General features: G+C 68.4%; 24 protein-coding genes. 8 read left to right on the forward strand and 16 right to left on the reverse strand.

Translation table 11 applies throughout. The annotated features are described in order from the left end of the window. Positions 1–29 precede the first annotated feature (29 nt). The 3 genes from CHC02_RS07245 to CHC02_RS07255 all read right to left on the reverse strand — a co-directional run bounded on the left by CHC02_RS07245 (position 30) and on the right by CHC02_RS07255 (position 3,577). Positions 30–2,873, reverse strand: a complete 2,844-nt coding sequence (locus tag CHC02_RS07245; RefSeq protein WP_089390812.1) for a class I adenylate cyclase — start codon at positions 2,871–2,873, stop codon at positions 30–32. A 133-nt stretch (positions 2,874–3,006) separates the two neighbouring features. Continuing rightward, positions 3,007–3,243 carry a TIGR02647 family protein gene (locus tag CHC02_RS07250; RefSeq protein ID WP_089390813.1) on the reverse strand — a complete coding sequence of 79 codons (237 nt, stop codon included), beginning with the start codon at positions 3,241–3,243 and terminating at the stop codon, positions 3,007–3,009. 61 nt (positions 3,244–3,304) lie between these two features. Further along, positions 3,305–3,577, reverse strand: a complete 273-nt coding sequence (locus CHC02_RS07255; RefSeq protein ID WP_089390814.1) for a hypothetical protein — start codon at positions 3,575–3,577, stop codon at positions 3,305–3,307. Positions 3,578–3,666: 89 nt separating this feature from the next. Between CHC02_RS07255 and CHC02_RS07260 the strand changes: the two genes are divergently transcribed. After that, positions 3,667–4,653 (forward strand): magnesium transporter CorA family protein, encoded by a 987-nt coding sequence (locus CHC02_RS07260; RefSeq protein WP_089390815.1) that lies wholly within the window; start codon positions 3,667–3,669, stop codon positions 4,651–4,653. Positions 4,654–4,872: 219 nt separating this feature from the next. Beyond that, a complete protein-coding gene (ppk2, locus tag CHC02_RS07265) occupies positions 4,873–5,763 on the forward strand; it encodes a polyphosphate kinase 2 (RefSeq protein WP_244160905.1) in 891 nt (296 codons plus the stop codon). Positions 5,764–5,788: 25 nt separating this feature from the next. Here ppk2 and CHC02_RS07270 read toward each other — a convergent pair whose 3' ends face one another. After that, positions 5,789–6,553 (reverse strand): hypothetical protein, encoded by a 765-nt coding sequence (locus tag CHC02_RS07270; RefSeq protein WP_089390817.1) that lies wholly within the window; start codon positions 6,551–6,553, stop codon positions 5,789–5,791. A 232-nt stretch (positions 6,554–6,785) separates the two neighbouring features. Further along, entirely contained in the window at positions 6,786–7,481 is a 696-nt protein-coding gene (locus CHC02_RS07275; protein ID WP_089390818.1) for a Crp/Fnr family transcriptional regulator, read from the reverse strand. A gap of 79 nt (positions 7,482–7,560) precedes the next feature. Here CHC02_RS07275 and CHC02_RS07280 point away from each other — a divergent pair, with 79 nt between their 5' ends. Next, positions 7,561–8,085: an Mpo1 family 2-hydroxy fatty acid dioxygenase gene (locus tag CHC02_RS07280; protein WP_089390819.1), complete on the forward strand. Its 525-nt coding sequence runs from the start codon at positions 7,561–7,563 to the stop codon at positions 8,083–8,085. Between the two features lie 4 nt (positions 8,086–8,089). Here the strand turns inward: CHC02_RS07280 and CHC02_RS07285 are convergent, their stop codons facing one another. Beyond that, the gene (locus CHC02_RS07285; RefSeq protein WP_089390820.1) at positions 8,090–8,878 is read right to left on the reverse strand and encodes an MmyB family transcriptional regulator; all 789 of its coding nucleotides are present in this window, start codon (positions 8,876–8,878) and stop codon (positions 8,090–8,092) included. A gap of 129 nt (positions 8,879–9,007) precedes the next feature. Here CHC02_RS07285 and CHC02_RS07290 point away from each other — a divergent pair, with 129 nt between their 5' ends. Next, entirely contained in the window at positions 9,008–9,412 is a 405-nt protein-coding gene (locus tag CHC02_RS07290) for a hypothetical protein (protein WP_089390821.1), read from the forward strand. Between the two features lie 36 nt (positions 9,413–9,448). Here the strand turns inward: CHC02_RS07290 and CHC02_RS07295 are convergent, their stop codons facing one another. Together CHC02_RS07295 and CHC02_RS07300 are read right to left on the reverse strand one after the other, a co-directional pair. Beyond that, on the reverse strand, positions 9,449–10,039 hold the full coding sequence (locus CHC02_RS07295; protein ID WP_089390822.1) for a 2-hydroxychromene-2-carboxylate isomerase: 591 nt from the start codon (positions 10,037–10,039) through the stop codon (positions 9,449–9,451). Positions 10,040–10,071: 32 nt separating this feature from the next. After that, positions 10,072–10,815, reverse strand: coding sequence for an SDR family oxidoreductase (locus CHC02_RS07300; RefSeq protein ID WP_089390823.1), 744 nt, complete (start codon positions 10,813–10,815; stop codon positions 10,072–10,074). Between the two features lie 99 nt (positions 10,816–10,914). Here CHC02_RS07300 and CHC02_RS07305 point away from each other — a divergent pair, with 99 nt between their 5' ends. Then, a complete protein-coding gene (locus tag CHC02_RS07305; protein WP_089390824.1) occupies positions 10,915–11,487 on the forward strand; it encodes a TetR/AcrR family transcriptional regulator in 573 nt (190 codons plus the stop codon). Between the two features lie 346 nt (positions 11,488–11,833). Here the strand turns inward: CHC02_RS07305 and CHC02_RS07310 are convergent, their stop codons facing one another. The 6 genes from CHC02_RS07310 to CHC02_RS07335 form a co-directional block, all read right to left on the reverse strand. Next, the gene (locus CHC02_RS07310; RefSeq protein ID WP_089390825.1) at positions 11,834–12,823 is read right to left on the reverse strand and encodes a sulfate/molybdate ABC transporter ATP-binding protein; all 990 of its coding nucleotides are present in this window, start codon (positions 12,821–12,823) and stop codon (positions 11,834–11,836) included. A gap of 3 nt (positions 12,824–12,826) precedes the next feature. Next, the gene (gene cysW, locus CHC02_RS07315; protein WP_089390826.1) at positions 12,827–13,699 is read right to left on the reverse strand and encodes a sulfate ABC transporter permease subunit CysW; all 873 of its coding nucleotides are present in this window, start codon (positions 13,697–13,699) and stop codon (positions 12,827–12,829) included. A 10-nt stretch (positions 13,700–13,709) separates the two neighbouring features. Then, the gene (gene cysT / locus CHC02_RS07320) at positions 13,710–14,528 is read right to left on the reverse strand and encodes a sulfate ABC transporter permease subunit CysT (protein WP_089390827.1); all 819 of its coding nucleotides are present in this window, start codon (positions 14,526–14,528) and stop codon (positions 13,710–13,712) included. Positions 14,529–14,617: 89 nt separating this feature from the next. Continuing rightward, on the reverse strand, positions 14,618–15,628 hold the full coding sequence (locus CHC02_RS07325) for a sulfate ABC transporter substrate-binding protein (RefSeq protein WP_089390828.1): 1,011 nt from the start codon (positions 15,626–15,628) through the stop codon (positions 14,618–14,620). Between the two features lie 89 nt (positions 15,629–15,717). Continuing rightward, positions 15,718–15,900 carry a sulfur starvation response protein OscA gene (gene oscA / locus CHC02_RS07330; RefSeq protein WP_009614015.1) on the reverse strand — a complete coding sequence of 61 codons (183 nt, stop codon included), beginning with the start codon at positions 15,898–15,900 and terminating at the stop codon, positions 15,718–15,720. Between the two features lie 129 nt (positions 15,901–16,029). Next, a complete protein-coding gene (locus tag CHC02_RS07335) occupies positions 16,030–18,306 on the reverse strand; it encodes a putative bifunctional diguanylate cyclase/phosphodiesterase (protein WP_089390829.1) in 2,277 nt (758 codons plus the stop codon). 160 nt (positions 18,307–18,466) lie between these two features. On the opposite strand from CHC02_RS07335, the gene desA reads away from it, so the two are divergent. From desA to CHC02_RS07350, 3 genes are all read left to right on the forward strand, one after another. After that, positions 18,467–19,648, forward strand: a complete 1,182-nt coding sequence (gene desA / locus CHC02_RS07340) for a delta-9 fatty acid desaturase DesA (RefSeq protein ID WP_089390830.1) — start codon at positions 18,467–18,469, stop codon at positions 19,646–19,648. A gap of 126 nt (positions 19,649–19,774) precedes the next feature. Continuing rightward, positions 19,775–20,746, forward strand: a complete 972-nt coding sequence (locus CHC02_RS07345) for a GGDEF domain-containing protein (RefSeq protein ID WP_089390831.1) — start codon at positions 19,775–19,777, stop codon at positions 20,744–20,746. 598 nt (positions 20,747–21,344) lie between these two features. Beyond that, positions 21,345–22,709, forward strand: a complete 1,365-nt coding sequence (locus CHC02_RS07350; RefSeq protein ID WP_089390832.1) for an OprD family porin — start codon at positions 21,345–21,347, stop codon at positions 22,707–22,709. A gap of 296 nt (positions 22,710–23,005) precedes the next feature. On the opposite strand, the gene aguA is transcribed toward CHC02_RS07350, so the two are convergent. Together aguA and aguB are read right to left on the reverse strand one after the other, a co-directional pair. Then, on the reverse strand, positions 23,006–24,109 hold the full coding sequence (aguA, locus tag CHC02_RS07355) for an agmatine deiminase (protein WP_089390833.1): 1,104 nt from the start codon (positions 24,107–24,109) through the stop codon (positions 23,006–23,008). A gap of 65 nt (positions 24,110–24,174) precedes the next feature. After that, positions 24,175–25,056, reverse strand: coding sequence for an N-carbamoylputrescine amidase (gene aguB / locus CHC02_RS07360; RefSeq protein ID WP_089390834.1), 882 nt, complete (start codon positions 25,054–25,056; stop codon positions 24,175–24,177). Positions 25,057–25,194: the final 138 nt, after the last annotated feature.

Here is a 25,194-nt window from a genome sequence, read left to right on the forward strand (position 1 = left end):
GCGATGGACGCAGGCCCCGGGGCCGCGCCTCAGGCGTCGGCCAGGGCCTGGTTCAGCGCGCTTTCCAGGCGCTGCTTGTAGCGCAGGTAATGGATGCTCTGCAGCGCCGGCTCCGCGGCCACCGCCGACAGGTCGAGGTCGGTGATGTAGCAGGGGTAGCGCTCCTGCCCGCGGCGCTGGGCGAGGATGTGCCGGGCCACGGCCTGGAACAGCCCGGCGCCGTACTCCAGCTCGGAAAATTCGCGGTGGTTGCAGTACAGGGTGATGCGCGACCGCTGCCCGGTACCCGGCTCGACGATCGCCTGGACGTTGTAGTAGGGCCGCTCCTGTGCGCTCGGCGGTACGCTGCGGCGCTCCACCCGGCGAGCCCGCCCGCGGCCGGCCGGTAGCAATTCGTAATAAAGAATTTCCTGCACCGGCTGCGCCTCGCCCAGCGGCAGCTGCGCGCTGCGCCGGTAGAGCATGGCCTGGAGGAAGCGCTGCAGCGGCACCAGCAGCGTCTGCTCGTCGTCGCAGGCCTGGCGGCCGTGCCACAGGGAGTTGCGTTCATCCAGCAGGTAGAGCGCGGCCTGGCCCTCGTCCAGGCGGTAGACCACCTGCAGGCAGCCGGGGCGGCCCAGCGGCAGCACCAGCGCCAGGTCCTCGCCTTCCAGGGCGTGGCGGTCCAGGTGCAGCGGGCTGTAGGCGCCCTGGCGCTCGCCCAGGTGTTCGAGCAGGGCCGGCAGGTCGGCCAGGCTCTGGTGGCTGACCTGGCCCGGCTGCAGGCGCAGCAGGTGGTACTGCTGGCGGATCTGCAGCAGGTAGCGGCCGCCGGTGCCGCTGGCCAGCTGGGTGTAGGCGTCCTGGAACAGTGCCTCGACGCGCTGGGCGATGGCCGCCGCGCGGTTGCGGCAGAAGCAGCGCACCAGCAGGCGTGGCGGCGCGGCGTCGGCGGGCAGGGCGTTGAGGAAGTCGCGCAGGCAGTCGAGCAGCGCGCCGGGGCCGGCGTAGCGGCTGACCAGCAGTTCGTTCCAGCTGTTCAGGGTGACCTGGTCGAGGGTCAGCACCAGGTTGTCGCGCATGCCGGAGTAGCCCAGCGCGTCGGTGCGCCCGCTGGTCATGTGCAGGTTGGCCTGGCTGTGCTGGCGCAGCGGGTCGAGGCCGACGTTCACCAGGATCAGCACGCTGGCGGGGGCGCTGGGGCGCAGCAGGGCGCTTTCGGCGACTTCCTCCAGGGGCATGGGCATGGCCTGCTGCAGGCCGAGCAGCAGGTTGCCCAGCTCGTGCTCGCTCAGGTCGCTGTCGCCGGGCTGCAGGGACAGCCGGGTGCTGCCGTCGATCACGCCGTTGCGGTGGCTCCAGGCCAGCAGCTCGACCAGCTCGCGGGCGCGCTTGAGCGGCGCGTAGTCGGCCAGCTCGGCGCCGGTCAGGTTGCCCGGGAACAGCGCCCAGGAGCCGCCCTCGGCGGGGTTGCCGGCGGGCAGGCGGGCGAGGGTGAGGAGGTCTTCGCCCAGGTCCGGGGCGATGCCCGGGTTGATGTGCTCGATCTTGCCGGCCTTGCGCTCGAAGGCGGCGTACAGCCGTCGGCCGAGCACGCCCAGGTCGCGCGGGTCGATGCCGCTGGCGGCCTGCTGCTGGCGGGCGAAGCGCGACAGGAAGCGGTAGCTGAAGGTCAGTTCGTTGACCAGGGCGCGGCGCTCCAGGGTGACCTGGCGCACCTTCCACTGGCTGCGCGCGTCGAGCAGGCCGAGCACCCGCTCGTCCCAGCCCCAGGCGCCGGCCAGGCGCTCCATCAGCAGGCGCTGCCAGCTCTTGCGGCCCTGCTGCGGGCGGCGGCTGAGCTTCTTGCCGACCTTCAGGTACAGGCAGCGGCGCACCAGCTCCAGGCGCTCCTGCTCGCCGCGGGCGAGGAGGTATTCCTCCAGGCGCCGGTAGAGCAGGATGTACGGGTCCAGGTCGTCCAGCGCCAGGCGCCCGGCGTACACCTCGGCCTTGAAGCGCAGGGCCAGGCAGGCGACCTGCGGGTGCTCGCTGGCGTAGACCTCGCTGAGCAGCAGCTTGAGCACTGCCTTGTAGGGCGAGGAGATGCCCTTGAACAGCTGCCACATGCCCGAGCCGACGAACTCGCCGGGCGGGATGTGCGCCAGGTGGCCGAGGTCGAGGACCTCCTCGTGGCGGATGAAGCGCTTGCTCAGCAACTGCTCGACGTAGTCGCGGTAGCGGCCTTCCTCGTACACCGGCACCAGCCACCACAGCGGCGTGCGGCCGCCGAGCCAGATGGCGGTGCGGTAGAACTCGTCGAGCAGCAGGTAGTGCTGGCTGGTGCCGCAGTCGTCGGAGGTCAGCCGGGCGTTGCGCGCGCCGCTGACGAAGCCGCGCGGGTCGATGAGGAAGCAGTGTACCTCGGCGCCCTGGCTGGCGGCCCAGCGCTCCAGCAGCTCGCACTTGCGCTGCAGTTCGGCCACCGCGCCGGGCGCAAGCGCCGGGGCATGGCAGACCCACAGGTCGAGGTCGCTCCGCTCCTCCTGGGCCACCGTGCCCAGGCTGCCCATCAGGAACAGCCCGTGGATCGGCAGGTCGGCCTCGCCGCGGCGCGGCTTGTAGCTGAACGAGCGGGTCAGGCGCTGGGCCTCGGCCAGCAGCGCCTCGTCGGGGACGAAGCCGCACAGCCCCGCCGGGGCGGCGCCGGAGACGTAGCCGGGCAGCAGCGGGTGGTTGACGTCCAGCAGCAGCGGCAGCAGGCGCAGCACCAGCTGCTGACGGCTCGACAGCGCGGCCATGGCGCGCTCCAGGCGCCCCTGGTTGACCGCCAGGAAGCGCTTGCGCAGGCGCGCCAGGACCTTGCGGTCGATGCCGTCGTCGATGTCCGGACGAATCTCGTGGGTGAAGGTCATGGCCTGCCGCGGTCAGCTGTCGGGCGGGCATGGCTGAATGCCATTACCCTGTGCTCTGCACTGTATATCGACCGCGGCGGGGCTGTCCTTGAGGGATTGGGGGAGGGCCGCCGATGGATGGCGGCCGCAGGGGTCAGGCAGGCTTGAGGATGCCCAGCAGCACCTGGGCGTGTTCGGCGGCGTCCAGCCCCAGGCTGGTCAGGTAGCCGCCGTCGGGCTGGTCGATCAGGCCCTTGGCGTGCAACCGCCCGGCTGCCGCCACGGCCGTCGGGGCCGCGTCATGGTGGATCTTCAGGCCTGCCTGGGTGTTCTCGAGATCGAACAGGGCAAGCAATTCCAGTTCCGCTACCAGCTCTTGGGTGAAGGCCATGGCGACTCCTCGGTGGCGATGTGGCCCCAGTTTAGCCACAGCCACCCCGCGCTCGGCAAGCTCATTCCTCGCCGGGCAGCTGCGGCAGATCGCGCAGGGCCTGCTCGTACCAGGCTCCGTCGAAGGCGCGGTCCTCGGCGAGCATCGCCTGGATCTCGTGGGCCAGCACCATGGCCATCATCTCCAGGGCCTCCTCGCGCCCGTAGCCGACCAGGGCCAGCTTGTTGAACACCGCGCGGGCCGCCGCCGGCTCGCCGCCCTCGATCTGGTTCTCGATGGCCTGGATCAGGGTCTCTGCGGCGAAGGATTCTTCGCTGTCGTCGATGTCGCTCATGCCGGGTGGCTCCGTGCGGGCTTGTGCAGCCGGGGGAAGTTGTCCAACCTGCGCTGACCTGGATGGCCGCAGAAGGACGCGGATGCGACATGATCACCTATTACACCCTCGACGGCGACCGTCTGCAGCGCCACACCGGCGAAGCCGGCGCGGCCATGCCGCCGGGCACGCTGTGGATCGACCTGCTGCACCCCACGGAGGAGGAGGAGCGCGCGCTGGAATCCTTCATCGAAGTGGACGTGCCGACCCGCGAGGAAATGGCCGAGATCGAGGACTCCTCGCGCTTCTACGAGAACAAGGGCGCGCTGTACATGACCACCTCGGTGGTCAGCGGCATCCGCGAGCACCGGCCGAGCACCGCGGAAGTCACCTGCGTGCTCACCCCGCAGTGGCTGGTGACGGTGCGCTACGCCGACGTGCTGTCGTTCCGCACCTTCGAGACGCGGGTGCAGCGCAGCGGCTGCAGGGGCACCAGCGACCTGCTGTTCGTCAGCCTGATGGATGCGGTGGTCGACCGCATCGCCGACGTGCTGGAGTCGGTGCAGGGCCAGCTGGACACGCTGTCGCGGGACATCTTCACCGACCACGGCGAGCTGCCCCGCTCCCGCGTGCCCAAGACTGACCTGCAGCAGATCGTCAAGCACCTGGGGCGGATGAACTCGCTGCTGTCCAAGCTCAACGAGAGCCTGCTCAGCGTCAGCCGGCCGCTGGCCTACTTCCGCCAGAGCGGCAACGGCAACGCCTGGATCAGCGAGGAGGCGCGCCTGGGCATGAAGTCGGTGGAGCGCGACGTGCGTTCGCTGGGCGACTACCAGTCGAAGATGTCCGCGGAGATCACCTTCCTGCTCGACGCCACCCTGGGCCTGATCAACATCGAGCAGAACAGCATCATCAAGGTGTTCTCCATCGCCGCGGTGCTGTTCCTGCCGCCGACCCTGGTGGCCAGCGTGTACGGCATGAACTTCCAGCACATGCCGGAGCTGGCCTGGGCGGCCGGCTACCCCATGGCGCTGGTGGGCATGGTGGTCTCGGCGATCATCCCCTACCTCTGGTTCAAGTACCGCGGCTGGCTGTAGCACCGGCGGGGCGCGCCTGGCGTTGACGTCGATCAAGAACGCCGTATCCGGCGGCCAGCACAGTGGAGGGATTACCCGCCCGTCTCACAGGAGGAGACCATGCCGCAGCCCGACCCCAAGACCCCGCCCGTCCTCGCCGCCCTGGAGGCCCCGACGCCGACCCGCGGCGGCGAGGAGATCCGCGCCCAGAGCCATGGCCCCGTCGCCCTCACCGTGGCCATGGCGCCGCGCGGCAGCAACGAGGATTCCGGCTCCGCCGGCCTGCCCTCGGCCTACCCCTACCGCAAGCGCCTGCAGCGCAAGGAGTACGAGGCGCTCAAGGCGCAGTTGCAGGTGGAGCTGCTGAAGGTGCAGAGCTGGGTGAAGGAGACCGGGCAGCGCATCGTGGTGCTCTTCGAGGGCCGCGACGCCGCCGGCAAGGGCGGCACCATCAAGCGCTTCATGGAGCACCTGAACCCGCGTGGCGCGCGGGTCGTGGCCCTGGAGAAGCCCAGCGACGCGGAAAGCGGCCAGTGGTACTTCCAGCGCTACATCCAGCACCTGCCCACCGCGGGGGAAATGGTCTTCTTCGACCGCTCCTGGTACAACCGCGCCGGCGTCGAGCGGGTGATGGGCTTCTGCACGCCGCGCCAGTACCTGGAGTTCATGCAGCAGACGCCGGAACTGGAGCGCATGCTGGTGCGCAACGGCATCCAGCTGTTCAAGTACTGGTTCTCGGTCAGCCGCGAGGAACAGCTGCGGCGCTTCGTGTCGCGCCGCGACGACCCGCTCAAGCACTGGAAGCTGTCGCCGATCGACATCCAGTCGCTGGACCGCTGGGACGACTACACCCAGGCCAAGGAGGCGATGTTCTTCCACACCGACACCGCCGATGCGCCCTGGGTGGTGGTCAAGTCCGACGACAAGAAGCGTGCGCGGCTGAACTGCCTGCGCCACTTCCTGCACACGCTGGACTACCCCGGCAAGGACCTGGCCATCGCCCACGCCCCCGACCCGCTGCTGGTGGGGCGCGCGGCCCAGCTGGACCGCGACGAGCTGGCGCGCCCGCATGCCGTGCCGTCGGCGCCGCGGGAGGCCGAGGTCGAGGTCGAGCCGGCACCGGCGGCCTGAGGGGGCGCCGGGAAGGCGCCCGCCGCTACTGCGCCTGGCTGAGCCGCATGAGCTGGTCGGTCAGCTCGCGGGCGTGGCGCTCGACGATGATCGGCGCCCAGGGCCGGCCGGAGGCGCTGACCAGGGCGTTGCTCTTGCTGTTCATGTCGCCCAGGGCCGTGCTCAGGTAGTTCCAGCGCATCTGCAGCTTGCTGCTCGCCGTGCCCGGCGGCAGGCGGGAAAGGCTGTTGCCGATCAGCGGCAGCAGCGTCTTCTCGTCCTGGCCGATGTAGGTCTGCGGCGCCTCGCGGGCGATCTCCAGGACGCCCAGGTAGGCGCGCGCCAGGTATTGCGCGGTCAGGTATTCGACGCGCACCGGCAGTTGCCACAGCGGCAGCTCGTTGGCGCCGGCCGGCGGCACGAAGCGCTCGACCTGGCCGAGGAAGTCGCGCAGGGCGCGGCTCAGGTCCGCCAGGTAGGTCCAGGGCAGGTCCTCTTCCCTGGGCCCGTAGGTGGTGCCGGCGCGGACCTGGCCCTGCAGCGCCTGGTAGGCCTTGCGTAGGCCGTCGTCGGCCTTGGCGTAGCCCTTGACCGCGGCATCCAGGGCGGCCAGGTCGGCCTTCAGCTGGTTGGCGTGGACCTCCTGGAAGCCTTCGCCGCGCAGCAGCAACAGGCTGCCCAGGGCCCGGCAGGCGTTGACCTGCATGCTCTGCAGCTGCAGCTCGTCGCTGGGCAGGTTGGCCCGGGCGGGCAGGGTGAACAAAGCGAACAGACACAGGAACAGGTACTGCAGGAGATGCTTGCGGTTCATGGCGGGAATTTCCCTGTTGTTCTTGTTGGCCGCCTGGCCACGCCGAGATGGGCGTGGCGGGTTCGCGGATTGCGCCGGCCGTGCCTGGCCGGCCGGCGCCCTGCGCGGGGGCGCCGAACCGGGGCGCGCTCCCCCGGCGCCCCGCCCCGTGATCCGGGGCTTGCAACAGGCTAGCGGCTAGGCGGGCCGGTGCAACCATCCGAAAGAGTGATTTGCCATCATCTTCAGGCTGTCATGCCGGATCGCCGGCGGCCAGGCGCAGGCCGTGGGCGTCGAGGATCTCGATGCCGGCATAGCTCAGGCGCAGCACGCCGCGGGCCTCCAGCTCCTTGAGCAGGTGGTTGGTGGTCTGCCGCGACAGCCCGAGCATGGCCGCCAGCTGTTCCTGGGGCAGGTGCAGTTCGCGCTGGCTGGCCTGGGCCTCGCCGTAGCTGGCGGCCAGCATCAGCAGGCGCCGCGCCAGGCGTTGCGCGGCCGGGAGCAGGGCCTGTTCCTCCAGCACGGTGAAGGCCAGGCGCAGCTTGTGGCTCATCAGCAGGGCGAAGTCGCGCCAGTACTGCGGCTTCTCGGCCAGCAGCGCCTGCAGCGCCGGCAGCGGCACCTGCAGCAGGGTGGTGGGGCCTTCTGCGTAGGCGTCGTGGGTGCGCGGCTGGCCGTCGAACAGGCAGATCTCGCCGAACCAGTTGGGCGCTTCCACCAGCGCCAGCAGCGCCTCCTTGCCGCTGGCGCCCACCGCGCCGACGCGCATCCGCCCTTCGACCACGCAGTACAGCCCGCAGGGGGCGTCGCCGCGGGCGAACAGGCGCTGCCCGGCGGGCAGGCGACGGACGATGGCGGCCTGGCCGAGGGCTTCGCGCAGTTCGGCGGGCAGGTGCTGGAACCAGCGGCCGGAGGCGATGCGTTGCAGGCAGTCGGCGGTGTCGGGCATGGGCTTTGTCGGCTAGTTGACAGAGTGGTACTGCAGTCCAAGCCATGATGCCAGTACCTTGCCCGAGAACGACAGAACAATGAAAACACTCGTCGATCACCTGGCGCAGTACGCGGCCTACCACCGCGACCGGCGCAACATCCTCAGCCACTTCATCGGCATCCCGATGATCGTCCTGTCCATCGCCGTGCTGCTGTCGCGCCCGGGCCTGGAGGTCGGCGGCCTGTTGCTGGCCCCGGCGACCCTGCTGGCGCTGGCCTCCCTGGTGTTCTACCTGCGCCTGGACCTGCGCTTCGGCGTGCTCATGGGCGTGCTCCTGGCGCTGTCGCTGTGGGCCGGCGCGGTGCTGGCCGCGGGTAGCACCGCCAGCTGGCTGGCCTGGGGCATCGGCCTGTTCGTGGTGGGCTGGGTGATCCAGTTCGTCGGCCACTGGTACGAGGGACGCAAGCCGGCCTTCGTCGACGACCTGGTGGGGCTGATCGTCGGCCCGCTGTTCGTCGCCGCCGAGGCGGCCTTCCTGCTCGGCCTGCGCGACGAGGTGCGCCGCGCCGTCGAGGAACGCGCCGGGCCGACCTGCATCCGCGAGCGCAAGGCCGCGGCCTGAGGCCCTAGCCCGCGCCGGTGAGCCGGCGCAGGATGTCCGCGCTGCGCGCATCGGCGGGGAAGAAGGTCTCCAGCGCCAGTTCCGAGAGGGTCACGTCCACCGGCGTGCCGAACACCGTGATGGTGCCGATCAGGCTGAGCACCCCCAGTTCGGTGCGCAGCTCCACCGGTATCAGCACCATGTCGCCGCTGGCCTGCTCCTCGTGGGGCGGCGCCGGGTAGAGCGCCAGTTCGTCGCGCAGGGCCTGCAGCTGCGGGTCGCCGCTGGCTTCGATGTCCCGCTGCAGGCGCGCCATCACGTGGGCCTTCCATGGCCCCAGGTTGAGGATGTTCGGCGCCAGGCCCCGCGGGTGCAGGCTCATGCGCAGCACGTTGCAGGGCGCGGCGAGCAGGTCGGGGGCCACGCCGATGAGGAAGACGCCCACCGCGTGGTTGGAGGCCAGCAGGTTCCAGTGGCGGTCCACCACCATCGCCGGGTTCGGCTCGTGGGCCTTGAGCAACTGGTCGATGGCCTGGCGCGCCACGGTCAGCGCCGGGTCGTCCAGCGCCCGCTCGGAATACACCGGCGCATAACCGGCGGCGGCGAGCAGGCGGTTGCGCTCGCGCAGCGGGATGTCCAACTGCTCGGCCAGGTGCAGGAGCATCTCGCGGCTGGGCAGGGCGCGGCCGGTCTCGACGAAGCTCAGGTGGCGCGTGGAGATGTCCGCGTCGCAGGCCAGGTCGAGCTGGCTGAGGCGGCGGCGCTGGCGCCACTGGCGCAGCAGGGCGCCGACGGGGAGGGTTTGACTGTCCATGGCAACGAACGATAGACCTGCCGCCGGTGCACGGCCATTACCTGGCAGGTAATCGACGCTGTGCCCGCCGCGGCGGATTCTGCAGCCAGGCGCCGCGGACCGGCGGCGCTTCGTCCAGGAGGATTCGCCATGACTCTGCTGCAACCGTCCCCGCTGCTCCGCCGTTCCCTGCAACTCGACGCCCTCGCCAGCGGCGCCACCGGCCTGCTGCTGGCGCTGGCCGCCAACCCGCTGAGCGGGCTGTTCGGCCTGCCCGCCGCGCTGCTGATGGTGGCCGGCATCGTGCTGCTGCCCTTCGCCCTGGTGCTGGCCTGGATGGCCAACAGCGAACTGCTGTCGCGCACCGGCGTCTGGGCGGTGATCGCCGCCAACCTGCTGTGGGTGCTGGAAAGCCTGTTCCTGCTGCTCAGCGGCTGGGTGCAGCCGAGCGTGCTGGGCTGCGCCTTCGTCATCGGCCAGGCGCTGGCGGTCGGGGTGCTCGCCGAACTGGAGTTCTTCGGCCTGCGCCGCTCCGCCGTGCCCCATGGCCTGTGACGGGCGAAGGGCGGCCCCGCGGGGCCGCCCGCCGCTTCAGGCCAGCGCCTCGCGGACGAAGTCCAGGCGGTCCTGGCCGAAGAACATCTCGTCGCCGACGAACATCGTCGGCGCGCCGAACATGCCGCGCTTGATGGCCGCCTCGGTGTTGGCCTTGAGCGCGTCCTTCACCTCCTGCTCGGCGGCCAGGGCCAGCAGCGCCTGCGGGTCGAAGCCGGCCTCGGCCAGCAGCGGGCCCAGCACCGCCGCATCGCCCAGGTTCAGGGCGTCCACCCACATGCCCTTGAACACGCAGGCCAGCAGCGCCTCGAAGCGTTCCGGCTGGCGCAGCTGCACGCCGGTGGCGGCGCGCATCAGCAGCAGGGTGTTGATCGGGAAGTGCGGGTTCATCTTCAGCGGCACGCCGTAGCGGCGGGCGAAGCGCTGCATGTCGATCAGGGTGTAGCGGCCCTTGGCCGGGACGGCGATGGGCGAGGCGTTGCCGGTGGCCTGGAACACGCCGCCCAGCAGCACCGGGCGGTACACCAGCTCGGCGCCGGCCGCGGCGCAGATGCCTGGCAGCTGGGTGTAGGCCAGGTAGGAGGTGGGGCTGCCGAAGTCGAAGTAGAACTCGACGCTCTTGCTCATGGGGCGATCTCTCTTGTCGTGGTAGTCGGGATTCACCAGCGCTCGATCCAGGGGCGCAGATCCAGTTCGAAGGTCCAGGCGTCGCGCGGCTGGCTGTGCAGGTACCAGTAGTTGTCGGCGATGTGCTCGGGAGCGAGGATGCCGTCCTGGTCCTTCAGCGCGTACTTCTGCGGGAAGTTGTCGCGGATGAAGTCGGTGTCGATGGCGCCGTCCACCACCACGTGGGCCACGTGCAGGCCCATGGGCCCCAGTTCCCGGGCCATGCTCTGGGCCAGCGCGCGGATGCCGTGCTTGGCCCCGGCGAAGGCGGCGAACCCGGCGGCGCCGCGCAGCCCGGCGGTGGCGCCGGTGAACAGCAGGGTGCCGCGCTTGCGCGCGACCATGCGCCGGGCCACCGCCTGGCCGGTGAGGAAGCCGGCGAAGCAGGCCATTTCCCAGATCTTGAAGTACTTGCGCGCGGTCTCGTCGAGGATGCCGCAGGGCACGTTGGCGCCGATGTTGAAGACGAAGGCCTCGATGGGGCCGATGTCGCGCTCGATGGTCTCCACCAGTTCCGCCACCTGCTCTTCCTTGCGCGCGTCCGAGGCGAAGCCGTGGGCCTCGCCGCCTTCGGCCCGGATGGCGTCGACCAGCGGCTGCAGCTTGTCGGCCGAACGCCGGGTGACGCAGGCGACGTAGCCCTCGCGGGCGAAGCGGCGGGCGATGGCGCCGCCGGTGGCATCGCCGGCGCCGATGACCAGCACCACTTTCTTGTCGTTGGGGGAGGCAGCGCTCATGGTCCGTTTCCTCTTTTCGCTATAGGTAAACGATCGTTTGGTAAACGAACGTTATGTTATGCTTCCGTCAGCCGTCAAGCCGTTTCCGGAGCCCACGCCATGCGTTACTCAGCCAGCCACAAGGAAGAAACCCGCCAGCGCCTGCTGGAGAGCAGCGGCGCCATCGCCAAGCGCGAGGGCTTCGCCAGCGTCGGCGTGGACGCGCTGATGAAGGCGGTGGGGCTGAGCGGCGGCGCCTTCTACAACCACTTCCCGTCCAAGGATGCGCTGTTCGCCGCCATCGTCGAACGCGAGCTGACGCGCAGCGCCGAACGCCTGGGCAAGGCCGGCGACGGCCAGGGCCGCGAGCGCCTGGAGCGCTGCCTGCAGCGCTACCTGACGCTGGCCCACGTGCAGAACGTCGATGGCGGCTGCGCCATTCCCGCCCTGGGCGCGGAGATCGCCCGCGCCGACGAGCCGTTGCGCGGCACGGTGGAGGCGGCGATGCTCGGGCTGCAGCAGGCCTGGGCGGAGGAGCTGGGGAGTGCGGAGGATGCCTGGGCGATGCTCGGCCAGTGCGTGGGCGCGCTGGTGCTGGCGCGGATGACGGCCAGTGAGGAGACGCAGCGGGCGATCATCGAGTCGAGTAAAGCGTTCCTGCTGCGGCGGTTGGAGGATGGGGTTTCTTCGTAGGAGCGAGCTTGCTCGCGAATGGTGTTCGCCGGTTGCTTGGGTGCTGAATTTGAGCCCGTTCCCTCTCCCCAGCCCTCTCCCTGAAGGGAGAGGGAGCTAGTCCGTGCCGGCGCGAAGGCCGTGCCTCATGGAGGTATCGGGCTTTATGCGTAGCATCAGGGAGAGCTGAAATAGCAGAGCACGCCGAACGGCCCCCTCTCCCTTCAGGGAGAGGGTTGGGGAGAGGGGCGGAGTCAACCCAAAGCACCGTAGCCAGAGGGACACGCCATTCGCGAGCAAGCTCGCTCCTACGAAAAGCCCCGGGCCTTGGAGGCCGCATCAAGCAACCCCCCGAAGAAGCAGCGGCTCAGATGTTCGCCACCTGCTGGTAGGCCTTGGGCTTGAAGTACAGCGTCTCGCCGCGGGCCAGGCCCACCAGGCTGTCGTGGTCCTTGACCACCTCGGCCTCGATCAGCTCGTCCTGGCCGTCCACCTTCAGCGTCACCCGGGTGATGGCGCCCAGCGGACGGATGTCGCGGACTTCGGCGGCGCGGTGGGCTTCCACCGCCTGGCGTGACAGCGAGACCTCGTGGGGGCGGAACAGCACGTGCTCGTCGTTGCCCAGGTGCAGGCGGTTGGAGTCGCCGAGGAAGTGGTAGACGAAGTCGCTGGCCGGGTTCTCGTAGACCTCGCCCGGCGAGCCGATCTGCTCGATCACGCCCTTGTTCATCACCACGATGCGGTCGGCCACTTCCATGGCCTCTTCCTGGTCGTGGGTGACGAACACGGAGGTGAGGTTGATTTCCTCGTGCAGGCGCGCCAGCCAGCGGCGCAGTTCCTTGCGCACCTTGGCGTCGAGGGCGCCGAAGGGCTCGTCCAGCAGCAGGATCTTCGGCTCCACCGCCAGGGCGCGGGCCAGGGCGATACGCTGGCGCTGGCCGCCGGAGAGCTGTTCCGGGTAGCGGTCGGCGAGCCAGTCCAGCTGCACCATGTTCAGCAGCTCGTGGACCTTCTCGGCGATGCGCGCCTCGCTGGGGCGTTCCTTCTTCGACTTCATGCGCAGGCCGAAGGCGACGTTGTCGAACACCGTCATGTGGCGGAACAGCGCGTAGTGCTGGAACACGAAGCCGACGTTGCGATCGCGCACGTCGTGCTGCGAGACGTCCTCGCCGTGGAACACGATGTTGCCGGCGTCCGGGGTCTCCAGGCCGGCGATGATCCGCAGCAGGGTGGTCTTGCCGCAGCCGGAGGGGCCGAGCAGGGCCACCAGCTCGCCGCTGTGGATGTCCAGGTTGATGTCGTTCAGCGCCTTGAAGGCGTTGAAGTTCTTGCTGACGTTACGGATTTCGATACTCATGGCTTATTCCTCGTCAGCTTTGACTTTCAATCGGGACAGGCGCGACTCGCTCCACTGCTTGAGCAGCAGGATGACCAGGGCCATCAGCAACAGCAGGGTGGCGACGCTGAAAGCGGCGACGTGATTGTATTCGTTGTAGAGGATCTCGACGTGCAGCGGCAGGGTGTTGGTGACGCCGCGGATGTGCCCGGAGACCACCGACACCGCGCCGAACTCGCCCATCGCCCGCGCGGTGCACAGCACCACGCCGTAGATCAGGCCCCATTTGATGTTCGGCAGGGTGACGTGCCAGAACATCTGCCAGCCGTTGGCGCCGAGCAGGCGCGCGGCCTCTTCCTCCTGGGTGCCCTGTTCCTGCATCAGCGGGATCAGCTCGCGGGCGACGAAGGGGAAGGTGACGAAGAGGGTCGCCAGGACGATGCCGGGCACGGCGAAGACGATCTGGATGTCGTGGTCGCTTAGCCAGGGGCCGAAGTAGCCCTGGGCGCCGAACAGCAGCACGTAGATCAGGCCGGCGATCACCGGCGAGACCGAGAACGGCAGGTCGATCAGGGTCACCAGGATGCTCTTGCCGGGGAACTCGAACTTGGTCACGCACCAGGCGGCGGCCACGCCGAACACCAGGTTCAGCGGCACCGAGATGCCCACGGCGATCAGCGTCAGCTTCAGCGCGGCCAGGGCGTCGGGCTCGAGGATGGCCTCGAAGAAGGTGCCGAAGCCCTGCTTCAGCGCCTCGCTCAGGACCACGAACAGCGGCATCAGCAGGAACAGGGCGAAGGCCAGCCAGGCCAGGCCGATGAGCGCCCGGCGGCCCCAGGGGGCGCCACGCCGGGCGGCGTTCGCCGCTTGTGCGGTGGAAAGCGTTGCGGAACTCATGGCGCGCTCCTTACGGGGTCTCGATGCGGCGTTGCAGCAGGTTGATCAGCAGCAGCAGGACGAAGGCCACCACCAGCATCAGCACGCCGATGGCGGTGGCGCCGGTGTAGTCGTACTGGTCCAGCTTGACCATGATCAGCAGCGGCAGGATCTCGGTCTTCATCGGCATGTTGCCGGCGATGAAGATCACCGAGCCGTACTCGCCGACGCCGCGGGCGAAGGCCAGGGCGAAGCCGGTCAGCCAGGCCGGCAGCAGCGCCGGCAGCAGCACGTGGCGGAACACCTGCAGCGGCTTGGCGCCCAGGCAGGCGGCGGCTTCCTCGACCTCGCGGGGGATGTCCGCCAGCACCGGCTGCACCGTGCGCACCACGAAGGGCAGCACCACGAAGGTCAGCGCCAGGGTGATGCCCAGCGGGGTGTAGGCGATCTTGAAGCCCAGCTCGGTGGCGAAGCGGCCGATCATGCCGTTGGGGGCGTAGAGCGCGGTCAGGGCGATGCCGGCCACGGCGGTGGGCAGGGCGAAGGGCAGGTCGATCATGGCGTCGATGATCTTGCGCCCGGGGAACTCGTAGCGCACCAGCACCCAGGCCAGCAGGGTGCCGATCACGCCGTTGATCAGGGCGGCGATGAGCGCGGTGCCGAAGCTCAGCTTGAGCGCGGCGAGCACGCGCGGGGCGGTGATGATGGTCCAGAACTGTTCCCAGGTGAGCTCGGTGGTCTTGAGGAACAGGGCCCCCAGCGGAATCAGCACCAACAGGCTGAGATACACCAGGGTGTAGCCCAGAGTCAGCCCGAAGCCGGGTATGACCGGGGAGATGCGTCGTGACATTGAAACCTCTCGGTTAGCTACAAGCCGAAAGCCACAGGCGGCAAGCGAGCTGTTTGCAGCTTATGGCTCGCCGCTTGTGGCTGCGCGGTTCACTGCGCCTGGTAGATCTTGTCGAAGATACCGCCATCGTTGAAGAACTTGGGCTGCGCGACCTTCCAGCCGCCGAAGTCCTTGTCGACGGTCACCAGGTCCAGTTTCGGGAACTGCTTGGCGAACTCGGCGGCGACCTTGGCGTTGCGCGGACGGTAGAAGTTCTGCGCGGCGATGCGCTGGCCTTCTTCGCTGTACAGGTACTTCAGGTATTCCTCGGCGACCTTGCGGGTGCCCTTCTTGTCGACGGTCTTGTCGACCACCGCCACCGGCGGCTCGGCCAGGATCGACAGCGAGGGCACGACGATCTCGAAGTTCTCGCCGCCCTGTTCCTTCTTGGCCAGGAAGGCTTCGTTCTCCCAGGCCAGCAGCACGTCGCCGATGTTGTTGTTGACGAAGGTGATGGTCGAGCCGCGGGCGCCGGTGTCCAGCACGGGCACGTGCTTGTACAGGTCCTTGACGTAGGCCTCGGCCTTGTCGTCACTGCCGTACTGCTTCTTGGCCCAGGCCCAGGCGGCCAGGAAGTTCCAGCGGGCGCCGCCGGAGGTCTTCGGGTTCGGGGTGATGACCTCGACGCCCTGCTTGGTCAGGTCGCCCCAGTCCTTGATGCCCTTGGGGTTGCCCTTGCGCACCAGGAACACGATGGTCGAGGTGTAGGGGGTGCTGTTGTCCGGCAGGCGCGCCTGCCAGTCGGCCGGCAGCAGGTTGCCGAGCTTGTTCAGTTCGTCGATGTCGCCGGCCAGGGCCAGGGTCACCACGTCGGCCTTCAGGCCGTCGATGACCGCGCGGGCCTGCTTGCCGGAACCGCCGTGGGATTGCTGCACGGTCAGGTCGTCGCCGCCCTGGGCCTTCCAGTGCTTGATGAAGGCCGCGTTGTAGGCCTGGTACAGCTCGCGGGTCGGGTCGTAGGACACGTTCAGCAGTTGGGTGGCCGCGGCCGCGGGGCCGGCGACCAACGTGGAAACCAGTGCGCTGGCCAGGGCGGCCAGGGCGAAACGGCGGATGGACATGTGCAGCTCCTGGATACGAATCTTCGGTGTTGTGCTTGTTGGCGTGTTCTTATCGTGGGCGTTGCGGCGGGCCCCGCAGGGCCCGGGAATCAGCTCTGGCGGCTGGCGGGCTGCTGCAGGCGGAACTTCTCCTTGCGCTCGATCTGCACCACCTGGCCGTTGTGCACGGTGATCTCGACGGCGCCGAAACGCAGACCGCGCAGGGCGCTCTGCACTTCACGCAGGATGTTGGCTTCGTCCTGGCCTTCCAGGCTACGGAGGGTTGCGCTCATGATCAGGGCTCCTTGGTGGGCTTCGCCGGGCCGTCCCGGGTGGGCGGCGCGTGCGGTGTGAGCGCATCTTAGGCAGGAGTCGAATATTCTTAAAAATACTATTTAAGAATTTTTATATTCCACAAGGTTTTAACTTGGCTGGCGCGACGCGGCCCGTGCCCAGGGCAGCTCGTCGGCGGGCTGCGGGCGGCCGTACCAGTAGCCCTGGCCGGCGTCGCAGGCGTGGTCGAGCAGGAAGGCCGCCTGGTCCGGACGCTCGATGCCCTCGGCCACCACGTGCAGGCCCATGCTCCGGGCCAGGGCGATGATGGCGCGGGCGATGGCGGCGTCCTCGGCGTCGTCGGGCAGGCCGGCGACGAAGCCCTGGTCGATCTTCAGCTTCTGCACCGGCATGCGCTTGAGGCGCATCAGCGAGGAATAGCCGGTGCCGAAGTCGTCGATCGCCAGCTGCACGCCGAGCCCGCGCAGGCGCTGCAGCAGGGCCACCGACTGGTCGATGTTCTGCATGATGGCGCTCTCGGTCACTTCCAGCTCCAGGTGCCGCGGCTGCAGGCCGCTTTCCTGCAGGGCGCGGGCCACCCGCTGCTCCAGGCCGTCGCGGCCGAACAGGCGGCTGGACAGGTTCACCGCGACGAACTCCAGCGCCACGCCCTCGTCCAGCCACTGGCGCATCTGCCGGCAGGCCTGGTCCAGCACCCAGGTGTCGATGGCGGCGATCAGCCCGCATTCCTCGGCCACCGGGATGAATTCGCAGGGCGGCACCAGGCCGCGTTGCGGGTGCTGCCAGCGCACCAGCGACTCCACCCCGACCACCCGGCCGCTGGCCAGGTCGTGCACCGGCTGGTAGTACACGCGCAGCTCGTCGTGCTCCAGCGCCTGGCGCAGGGCCGCCTCCACCTGCACGTGGGAGCGGGCGCGGGCGGTCAGTTCCGGGGTGTAGAAGGCGTACAGGTTGCGCCCGCTGGCCTTGGCCTGGAACAGCGCGGCGTCGGCGTGGCGCAGCAGGTGGTCGACGTCGCGGGCGTCCTCGGGGAACAGGCTGACGCCCAGGCTGGCGGAGATGTAGACCGGCTGCCCCTGCACCTCGAAGGGCGCGTGCATGGCTTCCAGCAGGTGCTGGGCGAGGCTGCTGGCATGGTGCGGCTGCTGGCTTTCCAGGACCACGGCGAACTCGTCGCCGCCCAGGCGCGCCAGGGAGGCGTGCTCGTCGAGGCAGCCGCGCAGGCGCTCGGCCACCGTCTTGACCAACTGGTCGCCGGCGCTGTGGCCGAGGCTGTCGTTGACGTGCTTGAAGTGGTCCAGGTCGAGCAGCAGCAGGGCGCCGCCGCCCTGTTCGCGCTCGGCGCGGGCCAGGGCCTGTTCGAGGCGCTCGCGCAGCAGCAGGCGGTTGGGCAGCCCGGTGAGCGGGTCGTGGTGGGCGAGGAAGTCCAGCTCGTGCTGCGAGCGCTTGATGCTGCTGAGGTCGGAGAACACCGCGACGTAGTGCGTCAGGCGCCCCTGCTCGTCATGCACGGCGCAGATGTGCTGCCACTGCGGGTATACCTCGCCGCTCTTGCGCCGGTTCCAGATTTCCCCGCACCACAGGCCCTCGGTGTTCAGGGCCTGCCACATGCGCTGGTAGAAGGCGTCGTCCTGGCGCCCGGACTTGAGCATCGAGGGGTTGCGCCCCACCACTTCGTCGGCGCTGTAGCCGGTGATGCGCTGGAACGACGGGTTGACGTGGAGGATCACGCCCTTGTCGTCGGTCACCAGCAGGCCTTCCTGGGTCGCCTCGAACACCGCCGCGGCCTGGCGCAGGTGGTCGTTGGCCTTGCGCTGCTCGGTGACGTCGCGGCTGACGCCGGTCATGCGCAGCGGCTCGCCGCCGTGGCCGCCGCTCAGGCGCGCGCGGGCATGCACCCAGCGGTAGCTGCCGTCGGCGTGGCGCAGGCGGTAGGTGCATTCCAGGCGCTCGCTGCGCCGCTGCAGGAGGTCGCGGTGCTGGGCCAGCACGCTGTCGCGGTCGTCCGGGTGCAGCCGCTGCTCCCAGGTGCCGAAGCTGTCGCCCAGTTCTTCCGCGCTCAGGCCGGTCATCCGCGCGTAGCCGGGCGAGTAGAACACCCGGTGCTGCTCGATATCCCACTCCCAGAGGCCGTCGTCCAGGGCGTCCAGGGCCCGCTCGAAGCGCCGTTCGCTCCGCTCGCGGGCGGCCAGGGCGCGCCGCATCCACTTCAGCTGCCGGGCCATCAGCAGGAAGAGCACGCCGGCGCTGATGGCAAAGAAAAGATACTTTTTCGCCACCAGCCAGGGCAGCAGGTTGCCTTCGCCGACCGCCAGGCGCAGCAGCCGGTCGCTCGTCAGCCCCCACAGGCAGGCGAACAGCAGGTACAGCAGGCAGATGCGGAGGGCACTCGGGCGTGGGTTCATTGCGACGAGGGGGACGAGTTATTGGCTGCGCAGTATAGAGGATGGCCAATGGCCCCTGTTCATATCAAAAAGACCGGATGGTTTTCCCGCCGCGCTTGGTGATAATGCGAGCTGGCCTGGTTCCAGGCTCATCGACCATTGCCGAGGTTCATTATCATTCATGTGGTACAACGGTTTCCTTGATCTGCCGCTGTGGCAACTGATCGTGGTCACGCTGGCGCTCACCCACGTCACCATCGTCAGCGTGACTGTCTACCTGCATCGCTATTCCGCCCACCGCGCCCTCGAACTGCATCCGGCGCTGCAACACTTCTTCCGTTTCTGGCTGTGGATGACCACCGGGATGAACACCCGCGAGTGGACCGCCATCCACCGCAAGCACCACGCCAAGTGCGAGACCGCCGAAGACCCGCACAGCCCGGTGTACAAGGGCCTGGGCACCGTGCTGCGCAAGGGCGCCGAACTCTACCGCGAGGAAGCGAAGAACCCGGACACCCTGCGCATCTACGGCAAGAACTGCCCGGACGACTGGCTGGAGCGCAACCTCTACGGCCGCTTCCCGCTGGGCGGCATCGCCCTGATGGTGCTGATCGACGTCGCCCTGTTCGGCGCCCTCGGCCTGACCGTGTGGGCCGTGCAGATGGCCTGGATCCCGTTCTGGGCCGCCGGCGTCATCAACGGCCTGGGCCACGCCGTGGGCTACCGCAACTTCGAGTGCCGCGACGCCGCCACCAACCTGGTGCCCTGGGGCATCGTCATCGGCGGCGAGGAGCTGCACAACAACCACCACACCTACCCCAACTCGGCCAAGCTGTCGGTGAAGAAGTGGGAGTTCGACCTGGGCTGGGCCTGGATCAAGCTGTTCTGCTTCCTGCGCCTGGCCAGGGTGGCGCGGGTGGCGCCGATCGCCCACCGGGTGGAAGGCAAGGGCAGCCTGGACATGGACACCGCCATGGCCATCCTCAACAACCGCTTCCAGATCATGGCCCAGTACCGCAAGCTGGTGATCGGCCCGCTGGTCAAGCAGGAGCTGGCCAAGGCCGATGCCTCGGTGCGCCACCTGTTCCGCCGCGGCAAGCGCCTGCTCTCCCGCGAGACCAGCCTGCTGGAAGAGCGCCACCACGCGCGCATCGAGCGCCTGCTGGCGCACAGCCAGGCCCTGCAGGTGATCTACGAGAAGCGCCTGGCGCTGCAGCAGATCTGGGTGAAGACCAGCGCCAACGGCCACGACATGCTGGCCGCCATCAAGCAGTGGGTGCAGGAGGCCGAGGCCAGCGGCATCCAGTCGCTGCGCGACTTCGCCGAACAGCTGAAGACCTACTCGCTGCGCCCGGCTGTCTGAGCCCGGCCGATATCTGAGAGGTCTATCACAAAAAGCCCGCCGTTCGGCGGGCTTTTTCTTTTTTTGTCGAGCACTTGGCTAATTTTGCGGTCATAGACCACTCGATTAGTTGTAGGAAGCTGACACATGGACGACAGGTACAGGGCGCCGCAGGATCTCGACGAAGCGCTGCTGGCATTGCTGCACAGCCGCGCCGAAGTGGAGCGCCTGAAAGAACGCGAGCAGCTCTTCAGCGCCCTGCTGGCCAGCGTCAACGCGGTGCTCTGGGCCTTCGACTGGCAGGCCCAGCGCATGGTCTACGTCAGCCCCGCCTACGAGCGCATCTTCGGCCGTTCGGCGGCGCTGCTGCTGGCCGACTACAACGAATGGCTCAACGCCATCTACCCGGACGACCTCGACTACGCCGCCAGCAGCCTGCTGCAGGTGCTCGAGCGTGGCGCCGTGGAGCAGCGCGAGTACCGCATCCTGCGTGCCGACGGCGAGGTACGCTGGCTCAGCGACAAGTGCTTCATCAGCCAGCACAGCGAGGCCGGCCTGCCGCTGATGGTGGTCGGCATCGCCGAGGACATCACCGACAAGAAACACCTGGAAAGCGAGCTGCAGCGCCTGGCGACCACCGACGTGCTGACCCAGAGCAGCAACCGCCGCTACTTCTTCGACAACGCCGAGCAGGCCTTCAGCGAATGCAAGCAGGCCGGCACGGCCCTGGCCTTCCTGCTGCTGGACGTGGACGACTTCAAGAAGGTCAACGACCGCTACGGCCACCAGGTCGGCGACCGCGTGCTGCAGCGCGTGGCCCAGTGCGCCTCCGGCGCGCTGCGCCGCGGCGACCTGTTCGGCCGCATCGGCGGCGAGGAGTTCGCCGTGCTGCTGCCCGGCTGCGACCAGGTGACCGCCCGGCAGATCGGCGAGCGCCTGCAGCGCGAGGTGCAGCGCCTGCGCTTCAAGGAAGACGAGCAGACCTTCGGTATCAGCGTCAGCCAGGGCCTGACCCTGCTGCTGCCCCACGACGAGAACCTCTCGGCGCTCTACGGCCGGGCCGACGCCGCGCTGTACCAGGCCAAGCGCAACGGCAAGGACCGTATCGAGCAGGCCTGAGGCGGCGCTTTTCCGCGCCGCTACCTCTTCCGCCCCCGTCCCGTACCCCTATCGGGAAATGGATTGGCAGGGCGCGATGGCGCATTATTTATTCCAAAATGAAATTACATTTTAATAATTAATTCTTTTTGGATTTATTCCCGATTGCTTATCGTTGCCCCCAGCGTGGCCGCAGGGTCCAGGCAATGAAGTCCGGCGAGCATGGCGACAAACCGCCAGCCAGGCCGGGGAAGGTGGCGGATTTCCGCTGACCAGCGCGCAGCGAAGGAGCCGGCTACGGGACGCCAACCCGCGCCAGTCCACGTGTCGGGACATGCCAGGCCGGTTGGCCCGGGGATTGCCATGTCGGGGTGAAGCCTCAGGTTTCGCCCACAAGAACAAGACACGAGCATTCACCATGACGCTGCCATGCCTTTCCGCAAGTTCCTTCCTGCCTGCTTGCCCACGTAGAGACCCCGCCTAGGGGCGTCCGACCGACCGACCGCCATTCGCCTGCAGGCCCGGGCCGCACCCGGCCGCGCGAGCGGCGGAGGGATTTGCGCCGCGCGGCGCTGGCGACTTGCCGACTTCACACAAGATCAATAAATGGGGATTACCAATGAAGAGTCGTAACATCACGCAATCCACCCTGGCGCTCGCCGTGGCGGCCGCTGCCCTTGGCGCCCATGTTCCGCTGGCCAGCGCCGGCGGCTTCATCGAGGACAGCAAGGCCAGCCTGACCCTGCGCAACTTCTACATCAACAGCGACAACCGCAATGGCACGGCCGAGCCGAGCAAGCAGGAGGAGTGGGGCCAGGGCTTCCTGCTGAACTACACCTCCGGCTTCACCGAGGGCACCGTCGGCTTCGGCGTCGATGCGCTGGGCCTGCTGGGCGTGCGCCTGGACAGCGGCAAGGGCACCCACTACAACCCGACCAGTTCCAGCTTCTCCGGCACCGTGTTCCCCACCGATGGCGATGGCCGCGCGGTGGACGACTTCTCGCACCTGGGGGCGACCGCCAAGGTGAAGGTTTCCTCCACCGAACTGCGCTACGGCACCCTGCTGCCCAAGCTGCCGGTGGTGACCTACAACGACGGCCGCCTGCTGCCGCAGACCTTCGAGGGCGGCCAGATCACCTCCAACGAGTTCAAGGACCTGACGCTGATCGGCGGCCAGCTGGAGCACAGCAAGGGGCGCAGTTCGAGCAACAACGAGGGGCTGTCCATCGCCGGCGCCAACAATGCGCGCACCGGCGAGTTCGTCAACAAGTTCTACTATGGCGGCGTCGACTACAAGCTGACCAAGGACCTGACCCTGCAGTACTACTACGGCAACCTGCAGGACTTCTACAAACAGCATTTCCTCGGCCTGCAGCACAACTGGGCGATCGGCCCGGGCGTCCTGAAGAGCGACCTGCGCTACTTCAACAGCAGCGACGACGGCAAGAACAGCCATGACTCGCGCTACTACACCTCCGGCTACTACGGCAACGGCGTGACCAAGGGCGAAGTGGACAACAAGGCCTACAGCGGCCTGTTCACCTACATCGTCAGCGGCCACAGCTTCGGTGTCGGCTACCAGCAGCTCAGCGGCGACAGCGACTTCCCGTTCATCAACAACGGCGACGGCGCCACCGCCTACCTGATCACCGACGTGCAGATCGGCAAGTTCCTGCGTGCCGGTGAGCGTACCTGGCAGGCCCGCTACGGCTACGACTTCGCCCAGGCAGGCCTGCCGGGCCTGACCTTCCAGGCCCTGTACCTGCGCGGCGACAACATCGACACCGCCCGCGGCGACCAGAGCGAGTGGGAGCGCGACATCAGCCTGGCCTACGTGATCCCGGACGGTACCTTCAAGGGCCTGGGCTTCACCTGGAAGAACGCCTCGCTGCGCAGCGGCCTGCCGGCCCAGGGCGCTACCCCGGCCCAGCGCGACCAGGACGAGAACCGCCTGATCGTCAGCTACACCCTGCCGCTGTTCTAGAACCAGGGCTTTCCGTAGGAGCGCGCCGGAGGTTGCGGCTATCGCGGACAAGGTCCGCTCCTACGGGGGGGATGCCATGCCTCACGGCGAGGCGAATTGTAGGAGCGGGCCCTGCCCGCGATTCGCGCGCAGGGCGCGCTCCTACAGGGAAGCACCGTGTGTGGGGTCGGTCCATCGCGGACGGAGTCCGCTCCTGCGAGAAGCCATGCTCGCCTGCGGATCTTGCGATGGGTACCGTGATGAAAAAGGCCGTCGTCCCTTGCGGGGCGACGGCCTTTTCGTTGGCGGCTGCCGGCTCAGCGTTTCTGCGGCGCCGGTTGCTGCTGGGTGATGCAGTGGATGTTGCCGCCGCCCAGGAGGATTTCCCGGCCCGGCACCATCACCACTTCGCGGTCGGGGAACACGCGCTGGAGGATGGCCCTGGCCTCGGCGTCCTTCGGATCGTCGAAGCTGGGCGCGACGATGCCGCCGTTGACGATCAGGAAGTTGACGTAGGAGCCGGCCAGGCGGATCGACGGGTCGCGCTCCTGGCTGCCGGCCACCAGGTCGACGCCGGCGCATTCTTCCTCGGTGGCGTGCAGCGGGCCGGGGATCGGCATCTTGTGCACCACCAACTGGCGGCCCCTGGCGTCGCGGGCCTGCTCCAGCACGCGCATGGCGGCCTGGCAGCGCGGGTAGTTGGGGTCGTTGACGTCGTCGGTCCAGGCCAGCAGCACTTCGCCCGGGCGCACGTAGCAGCAGAAGTTATCGACGTGGCCGTTGGTCTCGTCGTTGTACAGGCCGTCCGGCAGCCAGATCACGCTGTCCACCGCCAGGTGTTCGCGCAGGACCTGCTCGATCTCCTCGCGGGACAGGTGCGGGTTGCGGTTGCGGTTGAGCAGGCATTCCTCGGTGGTGATGACGGTGCCTTCGCCATCCACGTGGATGGAGCCGCCCTCGAGCACGAAGCCTTCGGTGCGGTAGCGCTCGCAACGTTCGACCTGGAGGATCTTCGCTGCCACCTGGTCGTCGCGCAGCCAGGGGAAGTACAGGCCGCCGTCGAGGCCGCCCCAGGCGTTGAAGGTCCAGTCCACGCCGCGCACGGCGCCCTGGTCGTCCACCACGAAGGTCGGGCCGGTGTCGCGCACCCAGGCGTCGTCGTTGCTGATCTCGATCACCCGGATGGCGTCGCTCAGGCGCGCGCGGGCGTTCTCGAACTGGGCGGCGGAAACGCAGACGGTGACCGGCTCGAAGCGCGCGATGGCCTCGGCCACGGCGCTGAAGGCGGCCTGCGCCGGCTTGCCGCCCAGGCGCCAGTTGTCCGGGCGCTCGGGCCAGACCATCCAGGTCTGGGTGTGGGGTTCCCATTCCGCCGGCATGCGGAAGCCGTCGGCGCGGGGGGTACTGGTCAGAGTGGTCATGGGATCACCAGGTGCGGGCAGCTACGGACGAAGCGGCGGGAGGGATCGCCTCCCGCCGCGCGGGGTCATTCGGAGAGGTTCTCTCCGTCGAGGGTCGCGATCGGCCAGTATAGGTTCGGACGGCGGTCGCGGAACACACCCCAGGCGGTGCGGATTTTCTCCAGGGCGTCCAGGTCGAAGCTGTGCACCAGGATGCCTTCCTCGGTCTCGCCCAGCTCCTGGACCTTCTTGCCGAACTGATCGGCGATGAAGGAGGAGCCGTAGAAGGTGATGTCGTAGCCGTCCTGCTCTTCCTTGCCGATGCGGTTGGACGCCACCAGCGGCATCAGGTTGGCGCCGGCGTGGCCCTGCTGCACGCGCTGCCAGTGGTCGCGCGAGGTGATGCTGGCGTCATGCGGCTCGCTGCCGATGGCGGTCGGGTAGAACAGCACTTCGGCGCCCATCAGCGCCATGCTGCGGGCGCATTCGGGGAACCACTGGTCCCAGCAGATGCCGACGCCGATGCGCGCGTAGGCGGTGTCCCAGACCTTGAAGCCGGTGTCGCCCGGGTTGAAGTAGTACTTCTCGTGGTAGCCGGGGCCATCCGGGATGTGGCTCTTGCGGTACACGCCCAGGTTGCTGCCGTCGGCGTCGATGATGGCGATGCTGTTGAAGCGCGCGCGGCCGGCGCGCTCGAAGAAGCTGATCGGCAGCACGACCTTCAGTTCGGCGGCGACCTTCCGGAAGTGCGCGATGGCCGGGTTCTCTTCCACCGGGGTGGCCAGCTGGGTGTAGTCGGCGTTGGGCTTCTGGCAGAAGTAGGGGGTCTCGAACAGTTCCTGGATCAGGATGATCTGCGCGCCCTGGGCGGCCGCCTGGCGCACCAGCTTCTCGGCGTTGGCGATATTGGCCTGGACATCCCAGGAGCACGCCATCTGGGTGGCGGCGACGGTGACGGTACGGGTCATGGAACACCTTTTTATTCGGATACTTATCGGCCTTCCGGGTTGGGCGGCGGCCGCCGGGTGCCGCAAGAAGGCGTGAGGTCGGCGCCTTTCGCGGATCTGGGGCGATTTATATCCGATAAAAATCGGCTTTTGAAGCGA

The organism is Pseudomonas delhiensis (genome assembly GCF_900187975.1).
Taxonomy (GTDB): domain Bacteria; phylum Pseudomonadota; class Gammaproteobacteria; order Pseudomonadales; family Pseudomonadaceae; genus Pseudomonas; species Pseudomonas delhiensis.